Origin of the sequence: Faecalicoccus acidiformans (assembly GCF_014202635.1) — a bacterium.
Lineage (GTDB): Bacteria > Bacillota_I > Bacilli_A > Erysipelotrichales > Erysipelotrichaceae > Faecalicoccus > Faecalicoccus acidiformans.
In genome coordinates, this window is the sequence record NZ_JACHHD010000012.1 from 50,018 (window position 1) to 69,570 (window position 19,553).

Here is a 19,553-nt window from a genome sequence, read left to right on the forward strand (position 1 = left end):
AGTATTATAAATTGCATAATAGTCTAAGGGGGAAGTGCGCCTTGGGCTGGAAACGCAGAACAAAATCAACGAAAGGATGGCATGCATGGGCACAAACAAAGCGTATCACATCCTCGATTGCGGAAAGAAATCCACACGTCGAGATTATTCCAAAGTTAGTGGGAAATTGGAATTACCAAACCTTGTTGAGATCCAGACCAATTCATTTAAATGGTTTATCAAGCAGGGAATCCAGGAAGTATTCGAAGAGATCTACCCGATTGAAAACTACGGGAAGAATATCAAATTAAACTATGTCAGCTATCATTTTGGGCAACCAAAATATAATGCTGAAGAATCCATGTACAGAGAATGCAACTACGCAGCTCCCCTTTACGCAAAGATGGAACTGGAAATCACCGATCCAGATACTGGTGAAGTTGTATTGAAAAGCGAAGAAGTCTATTTAGGAGACTTCCCTTTAATGACGGAAACAGGAACTTTTATTATCAACGGGGCTGAGCGAGTGATCGTCAGTCAGATCGTTCGTAGTCCGGGTGCTTATTTCTCGGAGAACTATGATGAAAAAACAGGGAAGGAAAACTATGCCTGTGAATTGATTCCTAGCCGTGGAACCTGGCTGGAGTTCATGACAGAGCAGAAAAAGACTTCAAACGGGCGCACGATCAATGTGTCAATCGACCGTCGTCGTAAGGTTTTATTTACGATCTTATTCAAGGCAATCGGAATGTCATTGAATTTGGAAGTCAATGAAAATACAACCGACACGACACAGATGGAGATCTTCTTAAAAGCTTTGGGCAGAAATTGGGAAGATGTCGCTACGGATCCGGAAAACCGTGAATATATGGATCTGTACTTGCTCTTATATACAGCCTTCTTTGGGAAATATGAAGAAATCGAAAATACTCTGCTCAATGATAAGGTAAAGACGACGCAGGAAGCTTTGTTGTCTTTTTATGAAAATCAGCGTAGTGATGAGATCCCTACGTTGAATGGATCGATTACTTTGATGCAAGCAAAATTCTTTGATCATCGCCGTTATGATCTGACGAAGGCCGGCCGCTATAAGTTGCGCAAAAAATTGAATGCGATTGCACGTATGGATGGAATGACGCTTGCTCACGATATTGTCGATGTCAATGGCAATGTCTTTATGGAAAAAGGCACATTGATCCATCGCGATGAAAGAAATGCTTTACGTGAAGAATTGGCCAAAGGATCGTATTGTGTTCCTTATCCATTCCGCAGCGAATTCCATGAAGAAGATATTGTGAAGATCCCAACATCTTATCATACCGGATTGATTGGCCGTATCTTAGCGGAAGATGTGGAAGTTCAAGGTGTTCTTTTAGATCGCGGAATGGTTTTGACAGCACAGGATGTGGATCTGCTCCAAAATGTTGAAGTAGTTTCAGTCTATGCCGGTTTAATTGCCAAACCAGTTGTCTTGACGGCAGAGAATAGTGAAGCTGTCTTTAACTATGGACAACGTTTATTCGCATTAGGCCGTTTAACGAATGCGAAAGGGCTGGATGTCGTAGATGAAGATATGGAACCGGTTCAGGAACGTTATATGGTCGGTGTAGAACCGGATCGCTTGGAAGAAGAAACGGTGATGGCAGTCCGTCAGCGTGCTTTAAATGAAGAAATCACCGCATGGCTGATCGGTGCGTGTGTACAGGAAGTATACGTGAGCGATCAAGAAGGCGATACGATCAAAATCTGCGGAAATGATCCGTTCGCTCAAAAACATACAATCACGATGTCGGATATGTATGCCTTCTTCTCATACAATTTGAATGTCATGGAAGGGGTAGGAACCACAGACGATATCGATATGTTGGGCAATCGCCGTATTCGTTCTGTCGGAGAATTGATCCAGAATCAGTTCCGTATTGGTTTATCTCGTATGGAACGTGTAGTAAAAGAGCGTATGTCGATTCAGGAACTGGAAAATTTGACGCCGCGTAAACTGACAAATATTCGTCCTTTGACAGCCGCTATCAAAGAGTTCTTCTCTAGTTCTCAGCTGTCTCAGTTTATGGACCAGCAAAACCCATTAGCCGAATTGACAAATAAACGTCGTATCTCTGCTTTAGGGCCAGGTGGTTTGACGCGTGATCGTGCCGGGTTTGAAGTGCGTGACGTTCATACTTCTCACTATGGTCGAATTTGTCCGATTGAAACGCCTGAAGGACCAAACATCGGTTTGATTTCTAACTTGACTACATACGCCAAAATCAATGAATATGGATTTATTCAGACGCCATATCGTATCGTCAACAAAGATGGTACGGTACAGGAAGAGGCGATTTATCTGAGTGCCGATGAAGAAAATGATTATTTGATCGCACAGGCCAACGAGGTTCGTGACGGACGATTGATCAATGAACATGTCGTTGTCCGTAAAGGCGGAGAAACGATCATTGCCAATCGTGAAGACGTAGAATTGGCTGACGTTAGTCCAAAACAGATCGTTTCGGTCGCAACTGCCTGTATCCCGTTCTTGGAAAATGACGATGCTTCTCGTGCCCTGATGGGTGCCAACATGCAGCGTCAGGCCGTGCCATTGTTGAGACCACATTCACCATTTGTCGGTACCGGAATCGAATACAAGATTGCGAAGGATTCTGGCGTAGGAATCGTTGCCAAAGAATCGGGAACCGTCAAATATGTCGACAGCCTTCGTATTGTTGTGGAAAACGAAGAGGGCCAGGAACGTACATATCAGCTGCGTAAATTCGCGCGAAGCAATGCTTCAACATGCATTAACCAGCGTCCAATTGTAGAAGCTGGAGAAAAAGTAGAAAAAGGCGATATTTTGGCCGATGGACCTTCCATGGAAAATGGAGAACTGGCATTGGGACAAAATGTTACGATCGCTTATATGACATGGTATGGTTACAACTATGAGGATGCGATCATCATGTCGGAACGTATGGTCAGCGATGACGTTTATACTTCAATCCATATTGAAGAATATGATATCGACTGCCGCGATACGAAATTAGGTCCGGAAGAAATCACACGTGATATTCCGAATGTCGGTGAAAGTGCAGTGCGTAAACTGGATGAGAACGGAATCATCATGGTGGGTGCTGAAGTAAAAGAGGGCGATATCCTGGTTGGTAAGGTAACACCAAAAGGACAGAGCGAAGTTTCTCCGGAAGAAAAACTGTTGTTGGCAATCTTTGGTGAGAAATCACGTGAAGTTCGCGACAATTCGCTAAAAGTGCCTCATGGAGGGGCCGGTATCGTACATTCGATTCGTGTCTTTAAACGCGGAGACGGTTCGGAGCTTCCTCCGGGAGTCAATATGCGTGTCAAAGTGTATATTGTCCAAAAGCGTAAGATCTCAGAAGGAGATAAAATGTCTGGCCGTCATGGAAACAAAGGTGTTATCTCCAAGATTCTGCCGATCGAAGATATGCCGTTTACAGCAGATGGAACACCAATCGATATCATCTTAAATCCGTTTGGTGTACCTTCTCGTATGAATATCGGACAGATTCTTGAGATCCATTTGGGATATGCGGCCAAGAAATTAGGTGTTAAATTCGCAACACCAGTATTTGACGGGGTTTCCAATGAAGAATTGGCAGATATTATGAGAGAAGCCCAGATGACAAGCGACGGAAAACAAGTGTTGTTTGATGGACAGACTGGACAGCCGTTTGATGAACGCATCAGCGTGGGTGTCATGTATATGATCAAGTTGGCTCACATGGTTGACGATAAACTGCATGCCCGTGCAACTGGTCCATATTCTTTAGTTACGCAGCAACCGTTGGGTGGTAAGGCTCAGAATGGTGGTCAGCGTTTTGGAGAAATGGAAGTTTGGGCTTTGGAAGCTTATGGAGCCGCTCATACGCTGCAGGAGATCTTGACAATCAAGTCCGATGATATTCAGGGACGTATCAAGACTTATGAAGCAATCATCAAAGGAAAGGACATCCCAGAACCAGGTGTACCAGAATCTTTCCGTGTCTTGGTTCACGAATTACAAGGTCTGGCGATCGATGTTCGTTTGTTAGATGAAAACAATCAAGAAGTTGACTTAAACCCTGATGATGAGGATGAAGGTGTCGTTCAAGTGGCTCCAATGCCTCAACAAGAGTTGGTCAACGATTTAGAAGAAGCACAGAAAGAAACAGAAGAGGAGGCTGAATAAGAATGTCAATCAATAAATTTGCCTCGATCCAGGTTCGTCTGGCTTCTCCGGAAACGATCTTAAAATGGTCGCATGGAGAAGTCACGAAACCAGAAACGATCAATTACCGTTCTCAAAAAGCCGAACGTGACGGATTGTATTGTGAGCGTATATTCGGCCCTACAAAAGACTGGGAATGTGCTTGTGGAAAGTATAAGAAAGTACGTTTTAAAGGTGTAGTTTGTGACCGTTGCGGTGTCGAAATCACAAAATCGAGTGTTCGCCGCGAACGTATGGGACACATTCATCTGGCTGCTCCTGTCGCTCATATTTGGTATTTGCGCGGGATCCCGTCCAGAATGGCTCTGTTATTGGATGTCACACCAAAACAGCTGGAAGAAGTTGTGTATTTTGTCAGCTATATCGTAACGGATCCAAAAGAAACGGATCTGGCTTATAAACAAATTCTTTCCGAAAGAGAATACCGTGAAAATATGGCCATTTATGGTTCGAATTCGTTTACGGCCCAGACTGGTGCAGAAGCCGTACTTCGCCTTCTGCAAGATGTGGATCTGGAACAGGAATACCAGGATGTGCAAGATGCTTTAGACAAGGCACAAGGCGAAAAGCGCAAAAAGCTGATCAAACGTTTGGATACGATCAATGCTTTCCGTCATAGCGAAAACAAACCGGAATGGATGATTCTGACGAATATTCCAGTTATACCGCCGGATCTGAGACCAATGTTACAGCTGGATGGAGGCCGGTTTGCGACCAGTGATCTGAACGATCTTTATCGTCGAGTGATCACACGAAACAATCGTCTTCGTAAATTGTTGGATCTGGGCACACCAAATATTATTGTTCAAAACGAAAAACGTATGCTTCAAGAAGCTGTGGATGCCTTGATAGATAACGGGCGTCGATCTAAGCCGATCACAGGAGCAGGTGGACGTGCTTTAAAATCACTGTCTCATTCTTTGAAGGGAAAACAAGGTCGTTTCCGTCAGAACTTATTGGGAAAACGTGTCGATTTCTCAGGTCGTAGCGTTATTGCCGTTGGACCGGATCTGAAAATGTATCAGTGCGGTATTCCTCGTGAAATGGCTATTAATTTGTTCAAGCCTTTCGTAATCAATGAAATTGTAAATGAAGGATTGGCCGCCAACCCAAAAAATGCCGAGAAATTGATCGAACGCCGCGATTCTCGTATTTGGGATGTTGTCGAAAAAGTTATTGACGGCTATCCTGTATTGATGAACCGTGCTCCAACATTGCACCGCTTAGGAATCCAGGCCTTCTTACCAAAATTGGTAGAAGGGCGTGCTATGCGTCTGCATCCATTGGTATGTACGGCCTTCAATGCGGACTTTGACGGGGACCAGATGGCAATCCATGTTCCGTTGAGCGAAGAAGCTCGTGCAGAAGCTTTGGTCATGATGTTAGGAAGCCATAATATCTTAGGACCAAAGGATGGAAAACCAATCGTTACGCCTGGGCAGGACATGGTCATGGGAAACTTCTATCTGACAATGGAAGAGACAAAACAGGAATTGGAAGAAGAAGCACAGCGTTACTTAGATAAAGATTGTCCAAAAGAGGCAAAACAGTGGGCAACTTATGCCGCTAACGAAGGACATGTTTATTTAGATGAAAAAGAGGTCATGATGGCTTATCAAACGGGGCAGGTGCATTTGCACTCTCGTATTGCTTTGCCTGTAAAAGGTATGAATAAGACAAGCTTTGACCCGATCCATGTCAATGATTATTTGGTTACAACTGTTGGAAAGATCATCTTTAACTCGATGTTCCCTAGTGATTTCCCATATTTGAATGAAGTGTCTAAAGAAAACTTTAATAAAACACCAGATAAGTATTTTGTTTCACCGGGCCAAAATGTGAAACAGTATATCGCTGATCTGGAAGTGACACCAGCGGTAAAGAAAAAAGATCTGGGAAAAGTCATTGCGGAAGTCTTCAATCGTTATTCGGTGGATCAGACAGCAGAAATCTTAGACCAGATCAAATCGATGGGATTTAAATATTCGACGGTTGCCGGTATCACAGTATCGTTAAGTGATATCGAGGTTGCTCCAAATAAGGAAGAACATGTTGAATATGGACGTAAGAAGGCCGAAGAGCTCAAACATCTGCAACGTAAAGGAATGTTGACGATGGAAGAGTGGGAACGTCATTTGAATAAATTGTGGGAAAACGTAAAAGATGAGATCGCCGATGAATTGTTGGCGAACTTGCCTCGTAAAAACCCGATCAATATGATGGCACGTTCAGGAGCTCGTGGTAACCGCTCCAACTTTACACAGCTGGCTGGTATGCGTGGATTGATGGCCAAACCAGGGCATGGAAAAGCTGCTGGCGGCGGCTATGTTTCTTCCATTATCGAGGTGCCGATCTATTCTTGTTTCCGTGAAGGTTTGAATGTATCTGAATTCTTTACCAGTACCCACGGTGTTCGTAAAGGGTTGACGGATACAGCCTTGAAAACTGCCGAATCTGGTTATTTGACTCGTCGTTTGGTTGATGTTGCACAAGATGTCATTATTAAAGAAGACGATTGTGGTACCGACAAAGGGTATTGGGTAGAATCTTTGATTGACCGCAAGAATAACACTGTGATCGAACCATTAATGGATCGTTTGGTAGGTCGATATTCGAAACAGGATGTAACAGATCCAAATACAGGTGAATTGATTATTGCCAGCGATGAGTTTATTACGGAAGAAATCGCAAAACAAATCGTAGATGCCGGTATTACTGGTATGTATATCCGTTCTGTCTTTACTTGTAAATCTACTCATGGTGTGTGTCGTAAATGTTATGGCCGCAACATGGCTACCGGAAAAGATGTAGAAGTTGGAGAAGCAATCGGTATCATGGCTGCTCAAAGTATTGGGGAACCAGGTACACAGCTGACCATGCGTACATTCCACACCGGTGGGGTTGCCGGCGCAGGTACCGGAGATATTACACAGGGTCTTCCTCGTGTTGAAGAGTTGTTCGAAGCGCGTTGTCCGAAAGGGGTTGCGGCGATTGCCCAAATCTCTGGAGAGATCACTTCAATTGAACGAATCGAAGGAACAATGCGTCAGGAAGTCATTATCACCAACGAAAGCGAAAGCATTTCTCATAAGATCAATGCCAACCAGTCTATGCGTCCTTGGGTACAGGTAGGTGCTCAGATCCAGGCTGGGGAAGCTTTGACAGAAGGTCCGTTAGATCCGAAAGAATTGTTGCGTGTGGCGGGTGTACGCGAAGTTCAAGATTACATTTTGAAAGAAGTTAAGAAAGTATACCAGTCTCAAGGTATCGAGATCTCTGATAAACACTTGGAAGTTATGATCAAGCAGATGATGAAAAAAGTCATCGTTGTGGATAGCGGAGATACGGATTTGAATGTGGGTGTTCAATTATCTTTGAACAATATCACCAAGATCAATCGTGATGCTTTGTTGTCGGGAAAAACTCCAGCACAGTTTAAGCCTGTTTTACTGGGAATTTCTAAAGCTTCTGTTGAGACGGATTCGTTCTTGTCGGCAGCCAGCTTCCAGGAAACAACAAAAGTGTTGACCGATGCGACAATCAAAGGCAAGGTCGATCATTTGATCGGATTGAAAGAGAATGTCATCATCGGTAAGCTGATTCCGGCAGGTACCGGATGTACAGGAAATCGTCCTCAAAATGAATTAGTCAAGGCCAAAGCAAAAGAACTTCGTGATAAACGACTGGCTCGCATGAATGAAGTCAAAGATGAAGAATTTGACAAGATCATCAATGCGAACGCTTTAGATGAAGAAGCCAGCTTAAATGAAGATGTGTTGGATCATGAAAGCATTTTGGGAGATACAGCTCCTGAAGTAGAATCTTTGGATATTCATACATCTTTTGAAGAATAACAAAAAAAAGGGCGCTTTAAGATAACATAGGGTTTCACACAATTTACGCATTCAGAAATCATAGGGTTTCTGATGTGTGAACTATCCTTTACGAAATCGTAGGGTCAAGAAAATAGGGATGGAATCCCCACTTTCATGTAGAGTGGAGTCCATCCCTTTTTGAATGATAGAAAATCGACAGATAGTGGATTTAAATACCTGAATATAGAACTTTACAGCTTTTGAATATTTCTGTTAAAAAAAGATAGAGATTTTATATAAAAGATTTTTTGCGAAAAATGTGAGAAAAATGGGAAACGCTCGACCCTATAATAGTTTAAAGGTCGACATGATATCGACCCTATAATTTCTTAAAGCGTTCAAAAACCCTATGATAATTTAAATACCCAAAAAAAAAGATCGATCTGATCTCTTTTTTTATGTATGCACGCAAAAAAAAGCGAAGGCGAAAGCCTTCACTAACAACAGCCAGTCATAATTTCGATGATTTCCTTGTCGGTTTGCTGCATTCCTTGTTTTGCGAGTAAAGATATATTGCGAATCGTGTTTTCTACCCCTTTGGTTACGATCCCTTCTCCATCTTTGAACTGTTGCCCGTTCAGATACATTTCATAGCCTAACAAGCCAGCTTCGACAGCACTGGCAATCTTAGCTGCGCAACTTGCCTTGGCACCATCACAGACAGTACCAGAAATCATGGCAATCGCATTGACCAATGTGTGGGCAATCGCATGCAGATCTCCGCCTTGCAGAAAACAAATTCCGCAAGCGGCACCTACACCGGCGCTGACAACGCCACAATAGGCACTCAATTTACCGATCCCTTGCTTTAGGTGGATCGTAATCAGGTTGGAGACCAATAGGGCACGATAGAGAGTATCCTTATCGGATTGCTTTTCATTAGCCCAGACTATAACGGGGATACTGGCAGTCATGCCCTGATTCCCGCTGCCCGAATTGATAATAACAGGTAACTCACATCCGCTCATACGAGCATCGCTTCCGGCTGCTGCATAAGCTTTGATCTTATTTAATAAACTTGAGTCCTTGCGAGCCATCAGCACTTTGCCGATATTGGCACCATAGTTATGTTCTAAACCATACTTGGCAATTGACATATTGTATTCAATCTGGCGATTCAGTGTAGGTTTTACACTTTCCAGATCACAATGAACGGCATAATCTACGATGCCTTCGACACTCATAAATGCAGTATCGATAACAGGTGCTTCCTCTTCTTGATTTAAATCTTCATAAATAAGCTGATCATCATGCTTCATCCAAATAATATGATCATGACTTCCGGCGATACGAACGCTGTTGGATCCATCCGCAGTCTCCAATGTTATGATTATGTCTAACGGAATCTGGGAGCGCAGATAGCGAACCTCAATAGGTGTCGATTTTAAGAAACTTTTGAGCTCTTCTTTCTGTGCATCGGATACAGAGGAAATGACTTCTAGTTTTTTTTCAGGATCACCTGCAACGATTCCTACGGCAGCAGCCGCTTCAATGCCTTTGAGTCCATTGGTATTCGGAACAGTGACACTTTTTACGTTTTTGATGATGTTCCCGCTGGCCTCGACAATGACTTTCGTACAGGGACAGCTGCATATTGATCGAGCTTTCGCTGCGCAGTATGCAATGGCGATAGGTTCTGTACACCCCATTGCGGGAACAAGTTCATTCTTTAAAATATTAGTATATTGTTCATAATATATAGAATGTTCACTCATAAAATACACCTTTCTTGAACTAACTCATTGTCCCATATCCACTTTAAGAGTGCAACCCGTTTTCCATCAGAAAAACAGATGTTCAAGCAGTATCTTACATCCTAAAAGAATCAATGTGATTCCGCCTAAAAACTCAGCGTATTTTTGGAAAATAGATCCGAGTTTTTTTCCTAAGAGAACACATAAAAAAGAAAGGATAAAAGTGATTGATCCTATCCATAAGGCGGCATATAGAATGGACACATTTAAAAACGCAAAACTGATTCCCGCCGCCAGAGCATCGATGCTGGTGGCAATAGCCAGCATCAGAATGGTCTTTAAAGGAATCGAATCAACAGTTTCTTCGGCAGGGGTTTCTTCTTTTCCCTCTTTGATCATATTGAAGCCGATCCACCCCAATAAAAGAAAGGCAATCCAGTGGTCAACGCTCGAAATTAAAGCGACAAACTGCATGCCGGCAAAATAACCGATACAGGGCATCAATGCTTGAAAGAATCCGAAAGCAAGTGCCAGCAGAAATGCGTATTTCCCTAGCTTTTCTTTAGGGAGTGCCATTCCTTTGGCCAAAGATACAGCGCTGGCATCCATAGCTAGAGAAACAGCGGTCAAAATCAGAGTAAAAGTATCCATAAAGTCCTCCAAAAAAGAAACGAGACCCACGCGAAAAAAATCGCATAAGTCTCGTTTTTTACAGTAAACCAGATCCAATGATCATTATGTTGATTTACTCACTTACTGATTTGTAAGATAACTACTCCCTTACGTCTGCTTTATTCTAACAAAGCCAGAATTAAACTGCAATTTCATTCAGTTAGGGTGTGCTAACGAAATTTGTGCTACAATATAGGCATGGAAACAAAGCGATGTGTATTAAGACACTGGAAAATAGAAGATGCTCCTCGATTGTATGATCTCGCAAAAGATCCGGATATCGGACCTAGAGCCGGATGGCTTCCTCATAAAAATGTAGAAGAATCCAAAGAAATCATTATCAATGTATTTAACTGTCCGGAAACCTATGCTGTCGTTTTAAAAGAAACTGAAGAGATCATTGGATGTATCTCACTGATGTTTGAGGGACAGGCAAACGTGCAGCTGCATGACAAGGAGGCCGAACTTGGGTATTGGCTTGGCAAGGCGTATTGGGGGCAAGGAATTATTCCGGAAGCAGCAGAGGCTTTATTAGCGTATGGTTTCCAACAATTAGGACTTACACGTATCTTTTGCGGTTACTACAAAGGGAATGAACAAAGTCGAAGAGTCCAAGAGAAACTTGGCTTCCAATATCAATATACAAGAAAAGATAAGGTAGTTCTTGGGGCGAAAAAAGATGAAATTGTCAGTGTTTTAGAAAGGAGTCAAGGATGAAAGTATATATTGTTCGGCATGGGCAAACTTACTTTAATGTGATGGGGCGTGTTCAGGGCTGGTGTGATTCTCCCTTAACAAAGCAGGGAATTCAACAGGCAGAGCACCTTGCCTCTTATTTTGAATCAATTCCTTTGGCCAGCGGCTATCATTCGGGAAGCGAGCGAGCGGCGGATACGCTGGATTTGATTCTAAAAGATAGAGAAGTCCCGAGAAAAAGGGACAAACGGTTTAAAGAAGTTTTTTTTGGGGATTACGAAGGAGAACTGATTCGAAATATTTTTCCGGATGGAAAAGTCATCCAAGAAGAATTTTATGCTCATGGAGGAGAAAATCGCCACGAAGCGGCTATGCGTTTTTTTATGGCTATTCAAGACTTGGAACGACAAGAACAGGGTGATATTTTGATCGTTAGTCATGGTTCGGTGATTCGGCAGTTTTTGGAAGAACATTCCAAGACTTTTTTTCAAAGAGCTAAAGAGCAGAATCTGACCCGAGCTTTAGTCCCAAACTGCTCTGTGTCAGTTGTCGAAATCAAAGAAGGAAAAGTTCGGGTTTTAGAACTTCCCAGATCGGTCTGAGCATATCGATATCATTAAATCCATAAGACTGTTATGATGTACATAGATAGAGAAGTTCTATTTGGAAAAGAGGTCTTTATGAAAAGACTGATAAAATGCTTCATAGCAGTTTTTATTTTACTTGGGTTGGGCATGAATTCTATGCCTGTGTATGCTTTAGAGGAATTACCGATTTCGGAAGGCAATTTCCCTGATTCGGTTTTTCGTACCTATGTGAATCAATATATTGATAAAGATCATAATGGATCCTTATCTGCATCCGAAATGGATGGAGTTCATTCTATTTCGCTTCGCAAGAAAGGAATCACTTCTATGCAGGGAATTGAATATTTTCCTAATTTAGAAGAGTTGAATTGTGAAGAGAATCAAATTTCGAATCTAGGTTTATCGCAAAATACAAAATTATCGGTTTTGTATACGGATGAAAATCCGATTTCAATATTGGATTTGACGCACAATCCAGAATTAAAAGTAGTCAATTGTTTTCATGATACATTGACACAGTTGGATCTTTCCCAAAACACCATGTTGGAAGAACTTGTGGCAGGAGGGAGCTTGCTTCAGAAAATCGATACTCGAAACAATCCGAATTTGAAGGTATTTATGTATTTAGCCGGAAATGCGAAAAGTTTTGATTTTTCACAGAATCCACAGTTACAAAGTATTTGGATCTCCGGTACGCCAATGACGAGTTTGGATGTTTCGACTAATAAAAACTTGTCACAGTTATGGTGTCATACTACGAATCTTTCTACGATCGATCTGACGGGGTTTCCATATTTAAATGGATCATCCGTGAATTTATCAGGCAATCGTATGATTTCGATCCATACGGATATTTCGAATGCTTCCGGCATTAATTTACAAGATCAAAAAGCATATACGGCTAAGATTCCTCAAAATCAAACAACTTTTGATTTGCGAAACTTAGATCCCAATATTGATCCGTCGGCAATCATTCCCAATGGTTCAATAGAGATTCAAGATGCAGTCTTGCAAGGTGTTAAACCGGGGATGACCATCTCTTATGATTATAAAGTAGGAGATTCCCAATTTACTTCTTCTATTACGTTTGAAGAAGAAAACTCTTGGATCCAGCCATTGAATATTGAGGATTGGACTTATGGGGAGACCCCATCTATACCGAGTGCCCAGGCAGCATTTGGCGAAGTATCGTTTACCTATTCTGCTTCTAAAGAAGGGCCTTTTGTCAGCGAAGAACCAACCGATGCGGGGACATGGTTTGTTAAGGCAACGGTTCCATCCGATGGTATTCATATTGGTTTGGAGGATATTTGTGAATTTACGATTCATAAAGCCAAACCTATCGTGACAACACCTTCCAATCTTTATGGATGGAAAGAGGAATTGCTGGATTCAGTAGTTCTTCCAGAAGGGTTTAGCTGGGAGGATGGAAACCAGGTTTTGAAGCAAACCGGAGTCTTTACTTTTGAGGCCACCTATACTCCGAAAGATCTTCAGGATTATCTGGTCTTAGAAAATATCCCTGTTCAAGTGGAGGTCAAAGAAAAGGCAACGGAATCACCAGATTCGGATCAGGATTTGAAACCGGATGATATTCCATCCGATGAAAGCTCAGATTCGAGTGAAAAAACGAACCAAGGAAATCCTGAAAAAGACAGTTATGGATCTTCCACAAAGAAAAAAACAAATCCTTCTACATCATTGAATACATCGGCTGCAGGATGGATTGCGGCTGGCGCAACTTCCTTGGCTGCAATTCTATGGATCGTAAAGAGAAAGCATTAAAAAAGGACCTGTGAAGGTCCTTTTGGCATTCTATACAGTTCCTTGTGCTTTCATGGCTTCGGCTACTTTTAAGAAACCGGCAATGTTGGCACCAACTACATATTCTTTTTCATGTCCATATTCTTTTGCGGTATCACGGCAAGTTTCGAAAATACTTTCCATGATTTTTTGGAGACGAGCATCTACCTCTTCACGAGTCCATGATAAATGCTGTGCGTTTTGGCTCATTTCCAATCCGGAGCAAGCGACACCACCAGCATTGCTGGCTTTACCTGGTGCGTAGAATACACCATTCTGCATTAAGTAATGGATGGCTTCTGGAGTTGTCGGCATATTAGCCCCTTCACACACGGCGAAAACTTTGTTGGCCACTAACGCTTTGGCATCTTCTAAGTCCAGCTCATTTTGAGTGGCACAAGGCAACGCAATGTCACAAGGTGTTTGCCAAGGGCGGGCTCCAGCTGTATATGTAGCGTCTGGATGTGTTTCTACATATTCTTTGATGCGTCCGCGACGAACTTCTTTGATTTCTTTGACGCAAGCCAAGTCGATACCATTTGGATCATAAATAAAACCGTTAGAGTCAGACATTGTAACGACTTTGGCTCCTAATTCTGTTGCTTTTTCACAAGCGTAGATGGCAACATTTCCACTTCCGGAGATCGCAACAGTTTTTCCGTCAAAGCTTGTGCCATTATCTTTTAATAATGCTTGCGTAAAATAACACAAACCATAACCGGTTGCTTCTGTACGAACTAAAGAACCTCCAAAGGTTAAACCTTTACCGGTCAAGACACCGCTGAATTCATTTTTCAGGCGCTTATACTGTCCAAACAAATAGCCGATTTCACGACCGCCAACACCGATATCCCCGGCCGGTACGTCTGTGTTTGGCCCGATATGACGATATAATTCACTCATGAAGCTTTGGCAGAAACGCATAACTTCAGCATCGCTCTTTCCTTTTGGATCAAAATCAGATCCACCTTTTCCTCCACCCATTGGCAGCGTGGTCAAAGAGTTCTTAAAGATTTGTTCAAATCCTAAGAATTTGATAATACTGGCATTTACGGAAGGGTGGAAACGAAGGCCTCCCTTATAAGGGCCCAGAGCCGAATTGAATTCTATACGGAAACCGCGGTTTACATGTGTGACTCCGTTATCGTCGACCCAAGGCACACGGAAGATGATCTGTCGTTCAGGCTCTACGATACGAGCTAACACATCATCATCTAATTTTTCTGGATGTACTTGTTCAATAACTTCTAAAGATTCAAAGACTTCTTCAACAGCTTGTAAAAATTCTTTATCACCATTGTTGCGCTGCTGAACAACTTCATACAACTTTTTTAAATCTGACATGATTTCCTCCTGTTTTACATGGAAGTAGTATATCACAAAAATGTAACCAAGGTTAAATTTTTTTCAGAAAATCATGAAAAGATGTTTTCATTCTGCCCTGGAACAAGATTTAAAACGGGATAAACAAAAACGACATCCGGCTGGATGTCATTTTTGCGGTTATTATTGTTTTTAGGAGAGAGATATATGAAGAGGTTTTTTATGTGTTCCCGTAACACACTTTTAGTATAGGAAAGAGTTGTGGATAAATTATTTTCTCTTCATGTGAAAGTATGTGAGAGTTTTATAGATCTTAATTAAATTTTGGGATTTTGAATCAGAAGTGTCAAAACCATTTGGTATCATATAAAATAAATATATAATGGGAGGTATTCATGATGAATGATATGATTCAAATGTTGAAAACGAGAAGAAGCTGCAGGGCTTACATGGATCAAAACGTAGAAGATTCTGTTTTAGATGCGATCCTGGAAGCCGGGACCTATGCTCCTACCGGGATGGGTAGACAATCTCCTTTGATTGTTTGTGTCCAAGACAAAGAGATCAGAGACAAGATTTCTAAACTCAATGCTTCTATTCTGCAGACTGATACAGACCCGTTTTATGGAGCGCCGATCGTGGTCATTGTTTTTGGCGATACACGAGTGCCGACATATCGTGACGATGCGAATCTCGTTATCGGTAATTTGTTAAATGCAGCTCATGGCATGGAAGTTGATTCTTGTTACATCTATCGAGCAAGAGAGGTTTTCCAGACTTCCGAAGGGCAAAAGCTCATGAAACAATGGGGGATCGACTTTGCTTATGAAGGAGTCGGCAATGTGATTCTAGGCTATGGAAAACCGGAAGGGAAAAAAGCAGCTGCTCAGCGAAAAGAAGACTATATTCGCAAGATCTAGTGTTTAAGGATTGTAAAATGAATCAGCTTCTTGTTGGGTTGGATTTATGTTAAACTGGCGATAGGTGATAGAAATGAAAGAAAAATTAATACGTTTTTTTGCGGGGCGTTATGGGAATGATTCTCTGAATCAGTTTCTATTTATTTTGGAGTTGATCTTTTTAGCATTATCTTTTTTTACTCCCAATATCATTGTTTCGTTTTTGTTCTTTTTGGTGTTCTTTTCCTATCTCTTTCGATCTATGTCGCGCAATATTTATGCCAGACAGGCTGAGAATATGAAATTTATTGCGATTCGAACAAAAATCACGCATACATTTAAAGCTATTCGAAAGAATTTTCAAGAAACTTCCTACAGACATTTTGTTTGCCCCAAGTGTGCGCAGATCATTCGGGTACCAAAAGGCAAAGGAAATATTGAAATCACATGTCCTAATTGCCGCACTCGTTTTTCAAAAAAGGTATAGCGATTATGAACCATACACTTCTTCAGTATTTTGAATGGTATTTGCCAGAAGATGCCGGCCACTGGAAACGCCTGATCCAAGAGTCTTTGACATTGGCACAGATCGGCTATGATCGAATATGGCTTCCTCCTGCTTACAAAGGGCAAGGGGGTCTTAACGATGTCGGATATGGTGTCTATGATATGTATGATTTAGGAGAATTTGACCAAAAAGGGACGATTCCCACAAAATATGGAACAAAGGATGAGTATTTAAAAGCAATTCAAACCGCTCATGAAAATCACTTGGAGATCATTGCGGATATTGTTTTTAATCATCGTATGGGAGCTGACGGCAAAGAGACGATCAAAGCAAAAGAAATCAGCTGGGCGGATCGAGACGAAGCAATATCGGATGAGGAAGAAGTAGAGGTTTGGACGCGATTCACTTTTCCTGGACGAAAAGGAAAGTATTCAGATTTTACATGGGACTGGTCCTGTTTCACGGGTACAGATTATGATGCCCGAACCAAAAAGACAAAGCTGTTGGAGTTTTATCATAAGAAATGGGCTGAAAATGTCTCGCAGGAAAATGGAAACTTCGACTATATCATGGGCGATGATGTAGATTTTTCCAATCCGAGGGTGGTTGAAGAACTATATCGATGGGGAATATGGTATCGTGATTTTACAGGAATCGACGGCTATCGTCTGGATGCTGTTAAGAGTATCGATGCAGGATTTTTTCCTGGATGGTTGAATGCGATGCGTCAGGAAAGCCAAGATAATCTTTTTGCGGTTGGTGAATACTGGAGTGGAAATATAGAGGAATTAAAAGCGTATCTGGTCAAGGTTTCTTATAGTATGTTGTTGTTTGATGTACCTTTGCACTTTCATCTTTATGATGCGTCAAGATCGTATGATCGTTATGACATGTCCAAGATCTTGGATGGTACATTGACTAAGGAAGAGCCGCAAAGTGCAGTGGCTTTTGTTGATAATCACGACACGCAACCGGGCCAAGCTTTGCAGTCTTGGGTCGAAGACTGGTTTAAGGTTCATGCCTATGCCTTGATCTTATTAAGAGACTGCGTGTGTCCTTGCGTATTTTATGGAGATCATGCCGGGATCCCAAGAAATGGAAAAACGAAAGTTCCGTTTTTGAATGAAATGGTATGGATCCGAAAACATCTTTTGGACCCGGATATGATCGAGGATCGATTTGATGATCCGCACTGTGTGGGCTGGTATGTTCAAGGCAAACACCCTGTGGTGGTGGTGATGACAAACGGTTGGGCAGGAAGCAAGGAATTCACCCTTGAAGAAAGTCAATGCGAAACGATGGTGGATATCACGGATTCGTCTCGTGTTGTTTATTTGGATAAAGGTTTGGGAAAATTCTTGTGCCAAGATGGAAAATGCAGTATTTATATTAATGAAGAAGATTATAAATGGATGAAGGAGGATCTCGAAATATGAAAATAGCGATGGCAAATGATCATGGAGCTTATACCTATAAGTTGGAAATCAAAAAAATGTTGGAACAAGAAGGGTATACCGTGATAGACTGTGGAACGAATTCCGAAGAAAGCGTAGATTATCCGGATTACGCAAAGGCTTGTGCTGAAAAAGTATTGTCTAAAGAAGCAGATCTGGGGATCGTGCTTTGCGGGACCGGCATCGGAATCAGTATTGCGGCCAATAAGATAAAAGGGATTCGCTGCGGACTTTGTACCAATACGACGATGGCACGCTTAACCAGAGAACATAACGATGCGAACATATTGGCTCTGGGACAACGTACGACAGGAATCGAAACATGCAAGGATATCGTTCATACTTTTATTAAAACGCCATTTTCTAATGGAGAACGTCATAAACAGCGTATCGAGAAGATTTCCGAGTTGGAAAAGTAATCCTTTTTAAGTATAGAACTGTCGGAAAGCACCTTTTTGAGTATTGAGTTCTAAGAAAAAAACATTATAATAAAAGTCAATAAGTAGCCAAAGAAGGTATATTTTCCTTGTGAAAGTATGCCTTTTTTACTTTTAATGAGAGAGGTTATGAATCATTTTGATTTTTGAGTACCAACAGATATTCGTTTTGGAAAAGGACGAATCGAGGTTCTTTCGGAAGTGATGAAACCCTATGGAAAGAAGATTCTTTGGGCCTATGGGGGAGGAAGTGTTATTGATGCCTCAAAACCTATTGCCTGTTCTGCCTGTTATAAAGGAGATTCTTGGGAACTGATGATGGGTCGTTCTTTGATGATCAAAGCGTTGCCGATTTTTGACGTATTGACGATAAGCGCCACAGGCTCAGAAATGAATCCTGGTGCAGTCATCACCAACGAAGAAACTCATGAAAAACTGGAAATCTCTTCGCCTATGTTATATTCGACAGTTTCCATTTGTGGTTTTGCTTATACTATGACTCTGCCGGCTTCACAGACTGCGGAAGGTTGTGCGGACATTGATTCATTATGCTTTCGTCGCCGTTTCAGAATCCAAAAAATTATGAAGCTCGTTCAAATATCATGTGGGCTTCTTCGTTAGCTTTGAATCATATTTTAACTGTAGGGAAAGGCGGAGCGTGGTCTTGTCATCCTATTGAGCATGAATTATCTGCTTATTATGATCTTACGCATGGACAGGGATTGGCTATCATCACACCAGCCTGGATGAAGTATGTTTTAAATTCACAGACAGAAAAGAGATTTGCGGGATATGCAGAAAAAGTATGGGGAATTCCAAAAGATAAATTTCAGGAAATGGTAAAATAAGCGGTTCGAACCAGTGGTCTATAGACGCGCAGTTATGTACACTTGAGTCCGGACGATGTAAAAGCCATTTATAAAAGTTGTTATGAGTGATACTCCATATTCCGGCAGAGTATAAACCCCAGTATAGAATGTATATGATTGGGTCTTTGTTATTCTAGGTCATGCGAAGATAAATAAGATCTGAAGATTGTATCAAATGGAATGAAGAGAAAGATTCAGGAGGGTTGACTTCAATCATATGCGGGATTGAAAGAAAAAAACGACCAAAAATGTATAAAAGAATCAAAAAGATGAAATAAAAAAGAAGAAATGATCGTTCAATAAATGGGAAGCGTGAGTCATTATGATTTGCGCTTTCTCTGTTTTGATGACAATTGTTTGTAGGATGAAGACAATTTTTGCTATGTAATCGTTTACATTGCGAAGAAAAAAAACAGGGTGAAAAAAACGAAAAAAAATGCACATTTTTTTTGACAAGGGGGATAAGATTTGGTAATATAACTGAGCACGGCGCGGGAAGCGGCGTGAGAGATCTTTGAAAACT

15 protein-coding genes are annotated in these 19,553 nt (G+C 41.6%); 11 read left to right on the plus strand and 4 right to left on the minus strand.

Annotated elements, in window-relative coordinates; all coding sequences use genetic code 11:
- Nucleotides 1-85 precede the first annotated feature (85 nt).
- Both rpoB and rpoC read left to right on the plus strand, forming a co-directional pair.
- Nucleotides 86-4,174 carry a DNA-directed RNA polymerase subunit beta gene (gene rpoB / locus HNQ43_RS06550; protein WP_183376023.1) on the plus strand — a complete coding sequence of 1,363 codons (4,089 nt, stop codon included), beginning with the start codon at nt 86-88 and terminating at the stop codon, nt 4,172-4,174.
- A gap of 2 nt (nt 4,175-4,176) precedes the next feature.
- Nucleotides 4,177-8,067 carry a DNA-directed RNA polymerase subunit beta' gene (gene rpoC / locus HNQ43_RS06555; RefSeq protein WP_183376026.1) on the plus strand — a complete coding sequence of 1,297 codons (3,891 nt, stop codon included), beginning with the start codon at nt 4,177-4,179 and terminating at the stop codon, nt 8,065-8,067.
- Between the two features lie 458 nt (nt 8,068-8,525).
- Here the strand turns inward: rpoC and HNQ43_RS06560 are convergent, their stop codons facing one another.
- Together HNQ43_RS06560 and HNQ43_RS06565 are read right to left on the minus strand one after the other, a co-directional pair.
- Nucleotides 8,526-9,803 (minus strand): L-cysteine desulfidase family protein, encoded by a 1,278-nt coding sequence (locus tag HNQ43_RS06560; protein WP_183376028.1) that lies wholly within the window; start codon nt 9,801-9,803, stop codon nt 8,526-8,528.
- Nucleotides 9,804-9,869: 66 nt separating this feature from the next.
- A complete protein-coding gene (locus tag HNQ43_RS06565) occupies nt 9,870-10,433 on the minus strand; it encodes a manganese efflux pump MntP (protein WP_183376030.1) in 564 nt (187 codons plus the stop codon).
- A gap of 219 nt (nt 10,434-10,652) precedes the next feature.
- Here HNQ43_RS06565 and HNQ43_RS06570 point away from each other — a divergent pair, with 219 nt between their 5' ends.
- From HNQ43_RS06570 to HNQ43_RS06580, 3 genes are all read left to right on the plus strand, one after another.
- Entirely contained in the window at nt 10,653-11,171 is a 519-nt protein-coding gene (locus HNQ43_RS06570) for a GNAT family N-acetyltransferase (protein WP_183376032.1), read from the plus strand.
- On the plus strand, nt 11,168-11,752 hold the full coding sequence (locus HNQ43_RS06575; protein ID WP_183376034.1) for a histidine phosphatase family protein: 585 nt from the start codon (nt 11,168-11,170) through the stop codon (nt 11,750-11,752). Before HNQ43_RS06570 ends, HNQ43_RS06575 begins: the two co-directional genes overlap by 4 nt.
- A gap of 78 nt (nt 11,753-11,830) precedes the next feature.
- Entirely contained in the window at nt 11,831-13,522 is a 1,692-nt protein-coding gene (locus tag HNQ43_RS06580) for a leucine-rich repeat domain-containing protein (RefSeq protein ID WP_183376037.1), read from the plus strand.
- 30 nt (nt 13,523-13,552) lie between these two features.
- Here the strand turns inward: HNQ43_RS06580 and gdhA are convergent, their stop codons facing one another.
- A complete protein-coding gene (gene gdhA, locus HNQ43_RS06585; RefSeq protein WP_183376039.1) occupies nt 13,553-14,884 on the minus strand; it encodes an NADP-specific glutamate dehydrogenase in 1,332 nt (443 codons plus the stop codon).
- A gap of 374 nt (nt 14,885-15,258) precedes the next feature.
- On the opposite strand from gdhA, the gene HNQ43_RS06590 reads away from it, so the two are divergent.
- From HNQ43_RS06590 to HNQ43_RS09270, 6 genes are all read left to right on the plus strand, one after another.
- Nucleotides 15,259-15,783: a nitroreductase family protein gene (locus tag HNQ43_RS06590; protein ID WP_244957050.1), complete on the plus strand. Its 525-nt coding sequence runs from the start codon at nt 15,259-15,261 to the stop codon at nt 15,781-15,783.
- Nucleotides 15,784-15,856: 73 nt separating this feature from the next.
- Nucleotides 15,857-16,249 (plus strand): hypothetical protein, encoded by a 393-nt coding sequence (locus HNQ43_RS06595; RefSeq protein WP_183376042.1) that lies wholly within the window; start codon nt 15,857-15,859, stop codon nt 16,247-16,249.
- Between the two features lie 5 nt (nt 16,250-16,254).
- Complete coding sequence (locus HNQ43_RS06600; RefSeq protein ID WP_221248017.1) at nt 16,255-17,706, plus strand: alpha-amylase; 1,452 nt, start codon at nt 16,255-16,257, stop codon at nt 17,704-17,706.
- A complete protein-coding gene (gene rpiB, locus HNQ43_RS06605; RefSeq protein WP_183376044.1) occupies nt 17,703-18,143 on the plus strand; it encodes a ribose 5-phosphate isomerase B in 441 nt (146 codons plus the stop codon). The genes HNQ43_RS06600 and rpiB overlap by 4 nt, the downstream gene beginning before the upstream one ends.
- A gap of 222 nt (nt 18,144-18,365) precedes the next feature.
- Nucleotides 18,366-18,782 (plus strand): iron-containing alcohol dehydrogenase, encoded by a 417-nt coding sequence (locus HNQ43_RS09265; RefSeq protein ID WP_221248019.1) that lies wholly within the window; start codon nt 18,366-18,368, stop codon nt 18,780-18,782.
- Nucleotides 18,764-19,009 (plus strand): dehydroquinate synthase/iron-containing alcohol dehydrogenase family protein, encoded by a 246-nt coding sequence (locus HNQ43_RS09270; RefSeq protein ID WP_221248021.1) that lies wholly within the window; start codon nt 18,764-18,766, stop codon nt 19,007-19,009. The genes HNQ43_RS09265 and HNQ43_RS09270 overlap by 19 nt, the downstream gene beginning before the upstream one ends.
- Nucleotides 19,010-19,291: 282 nt before the next feature.
- Here HNQ43_RS09270 and HNQ43_RS09100 read toward each other — a convergent pair.
- Nucleotides 19,292-19,553: hypothetical protein (locus HNQ43_RS09100; RefSeq protein WP_221248023.1), on the minus strand; the 262-nt coding region annotated here is incomplete at its 5' end.